The sequence below is a fragment of the Demequina sp. NBRC 110057 genome, assembly GCF_002090175.1.
GTDB lineage: Bacteria > Actinomycetota > Actinomycetes > Actinomycetales > Demequinaceae > Demequina.
Map to the genome: position 1 here is coordinate 661,462 of NZ_BBRN01000003.1, position 13,337 is coordinate 674,798.

General features: G+C 72.5%; 13 protein-coding genes and 1 riboswitch. Of the genes, 5 read left to right on the forward strand and 8 right to left on the reverse strand.

Translation table 11 applies throughout. The features are described 5' to 3' along the window. Positions 1–17 precede the first annotated feature (17 nt). Entirely contained in the window at positions 18–1,418 is a 1,401-nt protein-coding gene (locus B7K26_RS02970) for a PLP-dependent aminotransferase family protein (RefSeq protein ID WP_159449590.1), read from the reverse strand. 97 nt (positions 1,419–1,515) lie between these two features. On the opposite strand from B7K26_RS02970, the gene B7K26_RS02975 reads away from it, so the two are divergent. Genes B7K26_RS02975 through B7K26_RS02985 form a run of 3 tightly spaced genes read left to right on the forward strand, consistent with a single transcriptional unit; the run spans position 1,516 to position 4,767 of the window. Then, entirely contained in the window at positions 1,516–2,928 is a 1,413-nt protein-coding gene (locus B7K26_RS02975) for a pyridoxal-dependent decarboxylase (protein ID WP_159449591.1), read from the forward strand. A gap of 40 nt (positions 2,929–2,968) precedes the next feature. Next, complete coding sequence (locus B7K26_RS02980; protein WP_084077172.1) at positions 2,969–4,243, forward strand: magnesium transporter MgtE N-terminal domain-containing protein; 1,275 nt, start codon at positions 2,969–2,971, stop codon at positions 4,241–4,243. Beyond that, entirely contained in the window at positions 4,240–4,767 is a 528-nt protein-coding gene (locus tag B7K26_RS02985) for a DUF1003 domain-containing protein (protein ID WP_084077173.1), read from the forward strand. The genes B7K26_RS02980 and B7K26_RS02985 overlap by 4 nt, the downstream gene beginning before the upstream one ends. A 3-nt stretch (positions 4,768–4,770) precedes the next feature. Here the strand turns inward: B7K26_RS02985 and B7K26_RS12925 are convergent, their stop codons facing one another. Then, positions 4,771–5,352, reverse strand: a complete 582-nt coding sequence (locus tag B7K26_RS12925; protein WP_159449592.1) for a hypothetical protein — start codon at positions 5,350–5,352, stop codon at positions 4,771–4,773. Between the two features lie 167 nt (positions 5,353–5,519). Here B7K26_RS12925 and B7K26_RS02995 point away from each other — a divergent pair, with 167 nt between their 5' ends. Continuing rightward, positions 5,520–6,647, forward strand: coding sequence for an Mrp/NBP35 family ATP-binding protein (locus B7K26_RS02995; RefSeq protein ID WP_084077175.1), 1,128 nt, complete (start codon positions 5,520–5,522; stop codon positions 6,645–6,647). A 36-nt stretch (positions 6,648–6,683) separates the two neighbouring features. On the opposite strand, the gene B7K26_RS03000 is transcribed toward B7K26_RS02995, so the two are convergent. Continuing rightward, on the reverse strand, positions 6,684–7,148 hold the full coding sequence (locus B7K26_RS03000; RefSeq protein WP_084077176.1) for a hypothetical protein: 465 nt from the start codon (positions 7,146–7,148) through the stop codon (positions 6,684–6,686). Between the two features lie 86 nt (positions 7,149–7,234). Between B7K26_RS03000 and B7K26_RS03005 the strand changes: the two genes are divergently transcribed. Beyond that, positions 7,235–8,464, forward strand: coding sequence for a galactokinase family protein (locus B7K26_RS03005; RefSeq protein ID WP_084077177.1), 1,230 nt, complete (start codon positions 7,235–7,237; stop codon positions 8,462–8,464). Positions 8,465–8,486: 22 nt separating this feature from the next. Here B7K26_RS03005 and B7K26_RS03010 read toward each other — a convergent pair whose 3' ends face one another. The 5 genes from B7K26_RS03010 to B7K26_RS03030 form a co-directional block, all read right to left on the reverse strand. Continuing rightward, positions 8,487–9,290: an exodeoxyribonuclease III gene (locus tag B7K26_RS03010; RefSeq protein ID WP_084077178.1), complete on the reverse strand. Its 804-nt coding sequence runs from the start codon at positions 9,288–9,290 to the stop codon at positions 8,487–8,489. Beyond that, the gene (locus B7K26_RS03015) at positions 9,290–10,177 is read right to left on the reverse strand and encodes a bifunctional methylenetetrahydrofolate dehydrogenase/methenyltetrahydrofolate cyclohydrolase (protein ID WP_084077179.1); all 888 of its coding nucleotides are present in this window, start codon (positions 10,175–10,177) and stop codon (positions 9,290–9,292) included. Before B7K26_RS03015 ends, B7K26_RS03010 begins: the two co-directional genes overlap by 1 nt. Then, positions 10,177–11,475, reverse strand: a complete 1,299-nt coding sequence (gene glyA, locus B7K26_RS03020) for a serine hydroxymethyltransferase (RefSeq protein ID WP_084077180.1) — start codon at positions 11,473–11,475, stop codon at positions 10,177–10,179. Before glyA ends, B7K26_RS03015 begins: the two co-directional genes overlap by 1 nt. A 47-nt stretch (positions 11,476–11,522) precedes the next feature. Further along, a riboswitch (ZMP/ZTP riboswitch) is annotated at positions 11,523–11,608 on the reverse strand. Positions 11,609–11,666: 58 nt separating this feature from the next. Next, positions 11,667–12,740: an acyltransferase family protein gene (locus B7K26_RS03025; protein WP_084077181.1), complete on the reverse strand. Its 1,074-nt coding sequence runs from the start codon at positions 12,738–12,740 to the stop codon at positions 11,667–11,669. A 52-nt stretch (positions 12,741–12,792) separates the two neighbouring features. Next, positions 12,793–13,326, reverse strand: a complete 534-nt coding sequence (locus B7K26_RS03030; protein WP_084077182.1) for a GNAT family N-acetyltransferase — start codon at positions 13,324–13,326, stop codon at positions 12,793–12,795. Between the last annotated feature and the right edge of the window lie 11 nt (positions 13,327–13,337).

A 13,337-nucleotide genomic window follows, 5' to 3' on the forward strand; every position in this document is an offset into this window, starting at 1 on the left:
CGGGTGGGCGCAGCCGGTCACGCGGCGTGCTGCGCGAGGGTCTTCACGCCCAGCCGCATCTCCTCCGGCGACAGGTAGAACGGCAGCCTGAAGCGCGAGGCCCCGCCCCCCGGCACCACCTCGAAGGCGGAGCCGGGGGCGACGGGGACCCCGGCATCGGCCGCCCGCGCCGCGAAACGGTCGGCGTTCGCGCCAGGCACCCGCACCCACAGGCAGGGCCCGCCGTCCGGCATCCGGTACTCCCAGTCGGGCGCGAACTCGCGCAGCGCGTCGACGGTCGCCTCGAGCGACTCCCGCATCGCGCCGATGCGCCACTCCAAGGTCGCGTCGTAGTGCTCCTCGAGGAACACGCGCGCGAGCCGCTGCAGGAAGGCGGGGCTGCCCAGGTCCATCGCCGCCTTGCGCTGGCGCAGCTGGGCGGCGAGGGTCGCGTTGGCGTGGAGCCAGCCGATGCGCATGCCACCCCAGAAGATCTTCGACAGCCCGCCGATGGTCACCACCGAGGCGCCGGTGCCGAGCGTCGCGAGGGGCCGCGAGGGGGCGCCGGTGAGCGCGAGCTCGCCCGTGATGCGGTCGTCGATCACCGTGGTGCCGCACGCGGCGGCCGTCTCGGCAAGCAGGCGCGCGTCGTCCTCGCTCATGGCAGTGCCCGTGGGGTTGTGGAACGTCGTGACGTACGCGGCGCTCGGGCGCCCGGCGCGCAGCAGCTTCAGCGAGGAGGCGACGTCGAGCCCGTCGGGGCCGAACGGCAGCGCGAGGGTGCGCGCACCTGCCGAGGCGACGGCATCGAACACCCCCGGATACGTCACCGCCTCCATCGCGACGGGGCCTCCGGCGCCGGCGACTCCCGTTACCGCGAGCCACAGCGCCTGCTGACCGCCGGAGGTGACGACGACCTCCTCGGGCCGCGCGGGGATCCCCTGCAGGCGCAGCCGCTCGACGATCGCCGCCACGAGGTCGGGGTCGCCGAGCGCCGCATAACCCGTGCCGGGCGTGGGCACTCCGTCGAGCATGAGGCCGGGGTCGGAGAAGGCCTCGGTCACCACCGGCGCGGGTCCGGGGCACGCGGACGACAGGCCCACGAGCGGCACTTGCACGCCGGGAAGGATCTTCGAGAACCTGTCCTGATGGCTCATGCCGTCGAGCCCGCGGGCCCGCGAGCCCAGGCGCGGCGCCGCACCGGGACGCACGTCGAGCCACTCGTCATCGCGGAGCCGCTGGTACGCGGCGGTGACGGTGTTGCGGGACAGGTGAAGGCTTGTCGCGAGCGCGCGTTCGGACGGCAGCCGCGTGCCGTGCTCGAGCGAGCCCGCCTCCGCGAGCGAGACGATCGCGTCGGCGAGCTGCTGATACAGCGGGCCGGTGCCCGACTGCCAGTGGTCGAGGACGTCGCGGAGCTGCTCGGCGGTGGTGCGCATGGTGCCATCCAAGCCCCAACTGGACCCCCGCGACAAGGGCCAGTCGCGGTGCCAGTGGCCCTGTCCAGGAGGTGCCAGTGGGCGCGAGGCTCGTCCCATGACCGCGCTCACCCCGCTCGACAGGGCCCACACCCACCCGGCCACGCTCGCCCGCACCCGCGAGCGCATCGGCCTCATCACCGAGGCAGCGCGGCGTGCCGGCGCCTACGTCGCGGGGGCCGGCTCACGCGGCGTCGCCCCCACGGCCGATGCTGTGGCGGGCCTCGGCGCGTTCGGTCACCCCCTGCCGGACTCGCCTCGCCCGGCGCGCGAGGTGCTCGCCGAGCTCGACGCGTTCGGCTCCCCCGCGACGGTCGTCACGGGACACGGCAGGCACTTCGGCTTCGTGACGGGCGGCACCGACCCCGCCGCGGCGGCGGCCGCCATCCTGGCGGGGGCGTGGGACCAGAACCCCGGCGCGTTCTCCCCCGTCGCCGAGGCCCTCGATCGGGTGGCCTGTGCGTGGGTGGTCGAGGCGCTCGGGCTGCCGTCCACCGCGGCGGCGTCGTTCAACGGCGGCGCGACGGTCGCCAACCTCACCGGCATCATCGCCGCCCGCGACGCGCTGCTGGCGCGCCGCGGCTGGGACGTGGGAGAACAGGGCCTCGCGGGGGCGCCAGCGCTGCGCGTCGTCATCGGGGACGAGGCGCACGTGTCGGCGGTGAAGGCGCTGCGGCTGGCGGGGTTCGGGGCCGTGCAGATCGAGCGCGTGCCCACCGACGCGTCCGGCGCGATCGACGCCTCTTGCTTCCCCGCCGACACCGACGACCTCACCCTCGTGGTGCTGCAGGCAGGCAACGTTGACACCGGGGCGAGCGACCCGTTCGCCGCGGTCATCCCCGGCGTCCGCGAGCGCGGCGGCTGGGTGCACGTGGACGGCGCGTTCGGGCTGTGGGCGGCGGCATCTCCCGCGCTGCGCTCCCGCGTGGCGGGAGTGGAGGGCGCCGACTCCTGGGCCACCGACGGCCACAAGTGGCTTAACCTCCCCTACGACTCGGGAATCGTCGTGGTGCGCGACCCCGCCGACCTCGCGCGCGCCATGCGCACGGACGCCGCCTACCTCCCGTCCGACCCCGCGGCGTTGCGCGGCAGGGGAATTCAGATCTCCCAGCGGGCCCGCGGAGTCGAGGCGTGGGCAATGCTCGCGTCACACGGCCGCGAGGGGCTCGCCGCTCTCGTCGAGGCCTCCTGCATGCACGCCGCACTCCTCGCCCGCCTGCTGACCGAGGGCGGCGCCACGCTGCTCGCGCCCGTCACCCTCAACCAGGTGCTCGTGTCGTTCGGCACCCACGCGGCGACCGATGCCGTCGTCGCCGCCGTCCAGGCAGAGGGCACCACGTGGGCAAGCGGCACGGTGTGGCACGGCACCCACGCGATGCGGCTGTCAGTGTCCGACGCGGCCACCACCGCGGACGACGTGGCCGCCGCCGCATCGGCCATCCTGGAGTGCTGGGCCGCCACCCGCGGCTGACGCGCCAGGAAACTCCCAGGTCCGGGGCTAGGCTGAGCCCATGAGCCAGGCAGCGGAGAGGGTGTACGTCGCGCGCCTCGCGGGCACCACCGTCTTCGACCCGCTGGGCGACGCGGTGGGCCGCGTGCGCGATGTCGTGCTGCTCATGCGCCGCGGCAACGCCCCCGTCGCGGTGGGCCTCGTGGTCGAGGTCCCCGGGCGCCGCCGCGTGTTCCTGCCGCTCACCCGCGTGACGTCTATCGCCCCCGGCCAGGTGATCTGCACCGGCGTGCTCAACCTGCGACGCTTCAAGGCCCGCACGTCGGAGACGCTCGCGATCGCCGAGCTGCTCGAGCGCTCGGTCAACATCAAGAACGGCCGGGTGCCCGCCTTCATCGAGGACCTCGCCATCGAGCCCGCGCGGGACGGCACGTGGGAGGTCAGAAAGCTGTACGTGCGCAAGGCCGAGCGACGCAAGGGCGTGCTCGGCTTCTCACGGCGCGGCGAGGCAGTCGTGGTGGGCCTCGATGAGGTCACCGGGGTGTGGAAGCGCGACGAGCTTCAGGGCGCCCAGCTGGTCATTCAGTCCTTCGCCGACCACAAGCCGGCAGACCTCGCGGCGGCCCTCATGGAGATGTCTCCCTCGCGCTCGGCCGAGATCGCCGCGGCCCTCGACGACGAGCGCCTCGCCGACGTGCTCGAGGAGCTGCCGGAGGAGGACCAGATCGAGCTGCTCGGCACGCTGCGTTCGGACCGCGCCGCCGACGTTCTCGAGGCGATGGACCCCGACGACGCGGCCGACCTCCTTGGCGACCTTCCCGACGACCAGGCGCAGGCGCTGCTCGAGCTGATGGAGCCGGACGACGCCGACCAGGTGCGCCAGCTGCTCCACTATGAGGACGACACGGCGGGCGGCCTGATGACGACCGAGCCCGTCATCGTCAGCCCCGAGACGTCCGTGGCGACGTGCCTCGCCATGGTGCGCAAGGAGAAGTTGCCGCCCGCGCTCGCGTCCATGGTGTTCGTGGTGCGTCCCCCCACGGAGACGCCGACCGGCCGCTACATCGGCCTCGTCCACATCCAGCGACTGCTGCGCGAGGCCCCCCACGAGCCCGTGGGCAGCTACACGGACGCGGCGATCGAGCCCCTCGAGGCAGGCGATTCGCTCCAGGAGGTGTCGCGACGCATGGCCGCCTACGACATCCTCGCGATGCCAGTGGTGGACCCCGCGCACCGCCTGCTGGGCGCAGTGTCGATCGACGACGTCCTCGACCACCTCCTGCCCAGCGACTGGCGCGAACACATCGACGATGACGACGAGGAGGCCGCCTCATGAGCGATCGCCTCGACCGCCCCAAGGAGGAGCAGCGCCGACTGGGCTTCCTGCCGCGCAAGTCCCGACGCTCCGACCCCGACCGCATGGGCGCCGCCACCGAGGGCATCGCCCGCTTCCTCGGCACCACCCGGTTCCTCATCTACCTCACGGTCTTCTGCATCGTATGGCTCGTGTGGAACACGTGGGCGCCCGAGTCGGTGCGCTTCGACTCGGCGTCGAACGGCTACACAGCGCTGACCCTCATGCTGTCGCTCCAGGCCTCGTACGCCGCCCCCCTCATCCTGTTGGCGCAGAACCGGCAGGACGACCGCGACCGCGTGGCCGCCGAGCAGGACCGCCAGCGCGCCGAGCGCTCGCTCGCAGACACCGAGTACCTGGCCCGCGAGGTCGCGTCGCTGCGTCAGGCCATCAACGAGACGGCCACCCGTGACTTCGTGCGCTCCGAACTGCGCGCGCTCCTCGAGGAGCTGCAGCGGGAGGACGACGCGGAACGCCGCGACGAGCGTCACCGCCGCCGCGACTGACCCCTACCTCTCGGGCGGCCTGAACGTCAGGGTCGCGAGCAGCGCCCCGCACGCCGCGAGCGCGACCGCGATCCCTGCGGTCAGCGGCGCCCCCGTCAGGTAGTCCCCCGCGCTCGCGAGCGGGTCCCCAGCCGCGTCGCCGAGCGTCTGGCCGAGGGGCGCCGGAATCGCGATGGCGTCGACGCAGGCAGCGCCGATGACCGCGCCGACCACCAGCGCCGCCACCGCGATGACCGCGGCGACAAGGCCCGTGGCCCAGCCGGCCGGACGCCCGCCCAGCCGCAGCCCCGACCCCACCAGCACCCCCACGACCACGGCCGACGCCTGCACCTCCTGGCCCACGAGGATCGCGAGGGCCGCATACATGACGGCACCCATCACACCGAAGCCCAGGCCCGCGGCGATCGACGCGAGCCACCTCCCGCGCACGGGGCGCGGCGGCACCGGCTCCGCATCGGGCGACAACGGCGGCGGGGGCAGCGCGCGCATCCATGTCGGCGCGGCCCGTCCCCGGCCCCACTCCTCCGGCCGAAACGTCGCGTCGCCAGGCGATCCCCCCGGGCGCGCCTCATCGCGGTCAGTCATCGGGCCACCTCCCCCTCACCAGCACCGATGCGCGCCAGAGTCCCACCGCGCACCTCCGACGGCAATGGATAGGGACCCCCGTGTGGCACACACCACAGGCCAGACCCCCACGAACGGGACAAACGACCCGTCGGGATGCCCCCGACTCACCGCCTACGATGGATGCCATGCCTACCGTCGAGCTCGTCCGCGACGCCCTTAGCAAGGTCATCGACCCCGAAATCCGCCGTCCCATCACCGAGATCGGCATGGTCCGCTCGGTTGACGTCGACGACGCCGGTCTCGCCACCATCGGCATCGACCTCACCACGCAGGGGTGTCCAATGAAGGAGCGCATCACCGGGGACGTCACCGACGCCGCCGCGAAGGTGGCCGGCGTCACCGAGGTGCGCATCGAGCTGGGCGTGATGGACGAGGAGCAGCGCCTCAACCTGCGCTCCAAGCTGCGCGGCGGCAAGCCCGAGCCCGTCATCCAGTTCACCCAGCCGGGCAACATGACCCGCGTCTACGCCATCGCCTCCGGCAAGGGCGGCGTCGGCAAGTCGACCGTCACCGCGAACCTCGCGGCGGCCATGGCGAAGGACGGCCTCAAGGTGGGCGTCCTCGACGCCGACATCTTCGGCTTCTCGATCCCCGGCATGCTCGGCGTCACGGGCCAGCCCACGCGCCTTGACGACATGCTGCTGCCGCCCATCGCCCACGAGGTGAAGGCCGTCTCCATCGGCATGTTCGTGCCGGCGGGCCAGCCCGTCGTGTGGCGCGGCCCCATGCTCCACCGCGCCATCGAGCAGTTCCTCGCCGACGTCTACTGGGGCGACCTCGACGTGCTCCTGCTCGACCTGCCGCCCGGCACCGGCGACATCGCGATCTCGGTCGCGCAGCTGCTTCCCCACGCCGAGCTGGTGGTCGTCACGACCCCCCAGTCGGCTGCCGCGGGCGTCGCGGAGCGCGCCGGCTCGATCGCCACCCAGACCTCGCAGAACGTCGTGGGAGTCGTGGAGAACATGGCGTGGCTCGAGCAGCCAGACGGCTCGCGCCTTCACGTGTTCGGCGAGGGCGGCGGCCAGGTGGTGGCCGACCGCCTCACCAAGACGCTGGGCACCAACGTTCCCGTGCTCGGCCAGGTGCCTCTCGACATCACCGCACGCGAGGCCGGCGACGCCGGGACTCCCGTGGTGATCTCCGACCCCGAGTCGAGCGCGGCGCAGGCCATCACGGCCGTCGCGCGGTCCCTCGCGGGCCGCCAGCGCGGCCTCGCGGGTCGCTCGCTCGGCGTCACCCCCGTCAAGCGCTGACGGGGGGCGGCCACCCTCGGTGGCCGATGCCGGGGCTCAGGCCCGCTGTCGTCCCCACCCGGCAATGATCGCGGCCACTACCCCGGCCAGCAGCGTGCCGGCGCTCAGCGGCGGCGTCGCAAGGGCGGTCAGCAGCGCGTCGTTGAAGCCCGGCGCCTCGCCGCCCAGCATCTCGAGGACGGCATTGCCTCCACCCACGGTGCCGGTCACGGCCATGAGGTGCACCCCGACCGCCGCGGCGATCCCCGCGGCGCCCAGCGTCCACCACGAGGCGTCGCTGCTCAGCAGGCGCGCGGTGTAGCCCACGGCGGCGGCCACGGCGGCGCCGAGCACCACCAGCGCGAGGGCGCCGGGATCGTCCGGCACCAGGAACGACAGCAGCAGGCCCAGCAGGATGCCCACCGCCAGCGCGGCGGTGAACGGCGCCATGGGCGTGCGCCTCACGTGCTCCAGGGCGGACGGGGTCGCGACGGGCGCGGGCTCCACGGGCTGCTCGGCCATGATGGGCTCCTCGGGTTGGGCTGCGGCGTGCTTCGCCCATCGTAGGGGGTTGCGCTCCGGGGGTGACGGTGCCCGATACTGGGGCCATGCCGACCGCCGAGACCCCCGCGCTCGAGTGGGCCGAGCCGTGGACCCGCGGCCACGGCGAGCACCAGGTGCGCGAGCTCTTCTCCGCCACGTTCGGGGGCGAACCCGCCGGCGTCTGGTCGGCGCCGGGGCGCGTCATGATCATCGGCGAGCACGCCGACTACAACGGCGGCGCCACGCTCGCCACCGCCACCCCGCATCGGCTGTACGTCGCCGCGCGCCCGCGCAGGGACTTCCTGGTGCGAGCCGTCGAGGGCCAGGCAGCCCAGCTGGTGGGTCCCGATGGCGTGTGGGAGGCGGACCTGTCCGACCTCGAGCCGGGCGCCGCGCCGGGCTGGCCTACCTACATCGCCGCGATCCTGTGGACGCTGCGCGAACGCGGCTACGACGGCCCCGGCCTCGACATCGCCGCCACCAGCTGCCTCCCTCCCGGCGGCGGGCTCGCCGGCTGGGCGGCGCTCGAGGCGGCGACGGTGCAGGCGGCCGATGGGCTCTGGGGCCTCGCGCTGTCCGACACCCAGGAGGGAAGGCTCGAGCTGGCCGAGGTGTGTTTCGAGGCGGAGCAGCGTTTCATCGGCTCCCCCTTCGGCGGCACCGACCAGCACACGGCGCTGAGGTGCCGCGACGGTGAGGCCATCTCGCTCGACTTCTCCCGCCAGCCGCCTCCCGCCACGCGCTTCCCGCTGCCCTTCCGGGAGTACGGGCTGGGCCTCCTGGTCGTGAAGACCGCCGACGTCTACCCCATCGCCGACCCGCTGTTCCTCGCCCGTCAGGCCGAATGCCGGGCGGCAGCGCGCGCTCTCGGCGTGCGGTGGGTGGGCCAGCTTGCCGAGCAGGACGACGCGCTGGCGAGGGTGGCAGCCCTCGCCGACCCCGTCCTGAGGCGGCGCGCGCGCCACCTCATCACCGAAATCGGACGCGTCCGCGGCATCGGCCAGGCGCTGTCAGGGCTCGGGCCCGCGCACGAACGCTTCACCGAGATCGGCAGGCTGCTGTACCGCTCGCACGCGTCACTCGAGCTCGACTTCGACGTGTCGACGCCGGCCCTCAACCGCGCTGTCGACGCCGCCTACCGCTCCGGCGCGCTCGGCGCGCGCATGTTCGGGGCGGGCCGCGGCGGCTCCGTGCTCGCGCTCGTGCGCCGGGCCGAGGCCGAGCGCACCGCGGCGCGCATTCAGGAAGACCTGTTGGCCGCGGGCGACCCGCGCCCGGCCTTCGTCCTGGTGTGACCCCGGCGCGCGCGGCGCGAGGCTACAGCGAGTAGTCGACCACCAGGGGGGCGTGGTCCGACCATCGCGTGTCGTACGACGGGGCGCGATCCACGCGGACGTCGGTGACCGCCGCGGCGAGCGCGGGAGAGGTCAGCTGATAGTCGATGCGCCAGCCCGAGTCGTTGTCGAACGCCTTGCCGCGCTGCGACCACCACGTGTACGGCCCGGGCCGGTCGCCCGCGTGGACGCGGTGCACGTCCACCCAGCCGGCGTCGATCCAGCGGTCAACGTAGGCGCGCTCCTCGGGAAGGAAGCCCGCCGACTTGAGGTTGCCCTTCCAATTCTTGATGTCGTTGTTGGTGTGGGCGATGTTGATGTCGCCCATCACCACGACGCGCTCGTGGGCGGCGGCGAGCTGCTCGAGCCGCGCCGTCATGAGCTCAAGGAAGGCATACTTGTCGGCCATCGACTCGGGCTTCTCGACGTTTCCCGAGTGGACGTAGACGCTGACGATGCGCACGGGGCCCGAGGCGGACTCGACGGTGGCCTCGACCCAGCGGCCCGTGTGGGTCGCCGCGGTCGCGCTGTCGCCGAGCGCCTCGGCGCCCACGTGCACGTCACTGAGGTCGGTGCGGGACAGGATGGCGACGCCGTTGCGCCCCTTCTGCTCGCTGATGTGGTCGGCCACATGCCAGGTCTCGCCCAGCTGGGCGGCGACCAGGTCCTGAGGCGCGCGCACCTCCTGCAGGCACACCACATCGGCCCCGACCTCGTCGAGCCACTCGAGCATGCCCTTGCGCAGGGCGGCGCGCACCCCGTTGACGTTGACCGACACGATCCGCATCAGCGAATCCCCGCCTTCCTCTCGCTTGCCTCGACGACGTTCGCCAGCAGCATCGCCCTGGTCATCGGGCCTACTCCCCCAGGGTTGGGCGAGTACCAGGACGAGCGCTCCACGGCATCGGACGCGATGTCGCCAGCGACCTTCGACTTGCCGGTGTCCGGGTCGGTGACGCGGGACACTCCCACGTCGACCAGCACGGCGCCGTCCTTGACCATGTCCCCGGAGATGATGCCGGGGACGCCCGCGGCGGCGACGATGACGTCGGCCTCGCGGGTGTGCGACGCCAGGTCCGCGGTGCCGGTGTGGCACAGGGTGACGGTCGCGTTGACGTCCTTGCGGGTGAGCAGCAGGCCGATGCTGCGGCCCACTGTCGTGCCGCGGCCCACCACGACCACGTGCTTGCCGGCGAGGTCGACGCCGTGGCGCTCGATGAGCTCGATGATGCCCTTGGGCGTGCACGGCAGGCTCGACTCGACGGGCTCGGCGATGCGCAGCACCAGCCGGCCAAGGTTGGTCGGGTGGAGGCCGTCGGCGTCCTTGTCGGGGTCGATGAGCTCGAGCACGCGGTGCGTGTCGATGCCCTGCGGCAGCGGCAGCTGCACGATGAAGCCGGTGCAGGCGGGGTCCTCGTTGAGGCGCGTCACCGCGGCCTCGATGTCCTCCTGCGTCGCCGACTCGGGAAGGTCCTCGCGGATCGAGGCGATGCCCACCTCGGCGCAGTCGCGGTGCTTGCCCGCCACGTACCAGGTGGACCCCGGGTCCTCGCCGACCAGCAGCGTGCCGAGGCCGGGGGTGACGCCGCGCTCGGCGAGCGCGGCGACCCTCTCGGCGAGCTCGGCCTTGATGGCTGCGGCGGTGGCGGTGCCGTCGAGCTTCTGCGGCGCCATTACTGCGCCAGGCCCTCGTACAGCGGGAAGTCGTCCGCGAGGCGCTTGACGCGCGCCCGCAGGCCCTCGACATCGGCCGCCTTTCCGCCAATCAGCGCCTGGGCGATGACCTCGGCGACCTCGGTGAACTCCTCGGCGCCGAAGCCGCGGGAGGCGAGTGCGGGGGTGCCGATGCGCAGGCCGGACGTGACCATCGGGGGACGGGGGTCGAAGGGCACCGCGTTGCGGTTGACCGTGATGCCGACCTCGTGGAGCAGGTCCTCGGCGTCCTGGCCGGTCAGCTCGGAGTGACGCAGGTCGGCGAGCACCAGGTGCACGTCGGTGCCGCCGGTGACGACGTTGACGCCGGCCTCGGTCGCGTCGGCGGCCGTGAGGCGGTCGGCGATGATGCGCGCGCCCTCGAGCACGCGCGCCTGGCGCTCCTTGAACTCGTCCTGCGCGGCTGCCTTCAGCGCCACGGCCTTGGCGGCGATGACGTGCATGAGCGGGCCGCCCTGCTGTCCGGGGAACACCGCCGAGTTGAGCTTCTTGGCGAGCTCGGTGTCGCGCGACAGGATCATGCCGGAGCGGGGGCCGCCGATGGTCTTGTGGATGGTGGTCGAGACCACGTCCGAGTGCGGCACGGGGCTCGGGTGCAGGCCGGCCGCGACGAGGCCGGCGAAGTGCGCCATGTCGGTCCACAGCTTGGCGCCCACCTCGTCGGCGATCGAGCGGAATGCCTCGAAGTCGAGGTGGCGCGGGTAGGCGGACCAGCCGGCGATGATGACGTCGGGGCGCTCGGCAAGCGCCTGCTCGCGCACCTGGTCCATCTCGATGCGGTGGGTCTTCTCGTCGAGGCCATAGGCGGCGACCTCGTAGAGCTTGCCCGAGAAGTTGAGCTTCATGCCGTGGGTGAGGTGCCCGCCGTGCGCGAGCGACAGGCCCATGATCTTCTGGCCGGCGGAGATCAGCGCGTGCAGGACGGCAGCGTTGGCGGTCGCGCCCGAGTGCGGCTGAACGTTGGCGTACTCGGCGCCGAAGAGGCTCTTGGCGCGCTCGATCGCGATGGTCTCCGCGACGTCGACCTCCTCGCAGCCGCCGTAGTAGCGGCGGCCGGGGTAGCCCTCGGCGTACTTGTTGGTGAGGACCGAGCCCTGCGCCTGGAGCACGGCGCGGGGCACGAAGTTCTCGGAGGCGATCATCTCGAGGTAGGTGCGCTGGCGGCCGAGCTCACGGTCGAGGACCTGGGCGATCTCGGGGTCGAAGTCCTGAAGCGAGGCGTTCATGACCTCGTGGGTGGCGCTGGAGTCCGTCGTCATGTCATTCCCTTACGTGTCTGGCGGCACGGGGCCGCCGGTGGTCCGGTGACCTTGGCCCAGGCGTACGACCAACAGTCGGTGAATGCGTGCCGCTCCCTCGTGGTGACCCACTGCGCCAGTCGCGACGCGCGCCAGTCTACCCAAGCCGGGAGCCTGGGTCACGTGGCGCTGCGCCCTCCCCCGGTGCCTCGTCAGTGCCGCGGCGCGGCGTGGTGGGCGGCCGTCCGGCGCTCGCGCCACCAGGCAAGATCCATGAGCGGGCGCGTCGCCGCGATGACCGCGGGACGCGACACCAGGAAGGCGAAAAGCGGCACCGCCAGGGTCAGCAGCAGGAGCCAGGTTCCCTCGCTCAGCGCGGTCGTGTAGCCGTGTTCGCGGCCGGGGTACAGGAACAGCGGGTGCACCAGGTAGATGACGAGTGATGCCGCCCCCGCCTGTGCGAGCCATCGGCGCGACCATCCCGTGAGCGACACGAAGGCGAGGGTCAGGACGAAGCCCGCGAGGAGCACTCCCGCGCGCACAAGGATGCCGTCGACGTCCGTGTAATCGAGGTCCGCGTAGTCCTCGTGGAGGAAGAAGATGCGGCGGCTCACGCCGTCCTGAGTAATGAAGGCGAAGACCAGGGCGCCCGTGAAGGCGGCGAAGGCGGCCATCCTCACGGGGAGGACGCGCAGGCGGGCGAACCAGTCGTCGCGCCACACCAGTCCGAGCGCGAAGAACGGCAGGAAGCCCAGTGTCCTCGCGAGCGAGAAGTCGGGGCCGATGACGGCGATGGTGCCGGCACCGAGCGCCGCGGCGAACGTCACGGGAACCGCATACCGCAGGCGTGCGACCCAGGGCGCGGCGAGGCGCCATGCGAGCAGCGACAGCAGGTACCAGGTGGTCCACGCGGGCACCAGCAGGTGGGGAGCGCTGACCTCACCGAGCGTGAGGGAGAGCACCACCGCGTGCAGCACCTGGAACACCGCGTAGGGGAACAGCAGGCGAGTCGCGATCTTGCCCGGCGACCAGTGGGCCGACTTGCGCGTCAGGTAGCCCGACAGGAAGACGAACGCGGGCATGTGGAACATGTAGAGCCACTGCTCGATCGTCTCCGCCACGGGCCCCGACAGCGGGGCGATCGCGTGTCCCCACACGACAAGCACGATGAGCAGTCCCACAGCACTGTCGATCGAACGGTCGCGCTCGGGGCGCGCGGCGGGCGCGGCCTTCGCCGTCGCATCAACGTCGGCGTCGGGGCGCGCGGAATGAGCGGTCTGCACCATCCCCTCATTGTGCGCTCGCCGATTCTGAGCAATCGCTCAGGTGGCGAGGGGGCTAGCGGTCGCCGTGGACCGCGTCCAGATCGGCGTCGTCGTCCACGATCGCTCCCGACTCGAGCACCTTGCGCAGGTATGCGTAGGTGAGGTCGCCGTTGACCTGGTCGAACTGGTGCTCGTAGCCGGCCTTGTTGTACATCGCGATGTTGTGCTTCGAGTTCTGGCCGGTAAACACCCACACCTCGCGGGTGGACTCGGGGAGGTAGCCGAGGACGGCAAACAGGAGCTGCGTGCCGACGCCGTGGCCCTGCTTGTCGGGCACGACGGCCAGGCGCCCGATGGTCGCCTTGTCGTCCTCGAGGCCCACGCGGATCGAGCCGATGAGGCGGTGGCCCTCCCACGCGCCCAGGGTGATGACCTCGTCGGACTCGAGGTCGACGATGAGCTCCTCGAGGGTCTGCGTCAGCGCGGGGATGCTCGGGTCGCCGTAGAGCTGCGCCTCGGTCACGAAGGCGGCACGTCTCACGGTGAGGAGTTCCCCCGCGTGGTCAGTGCCGACGACATCGATGCGCGCGTTCTCGGTCTCAGCCATGGGGCCATCCT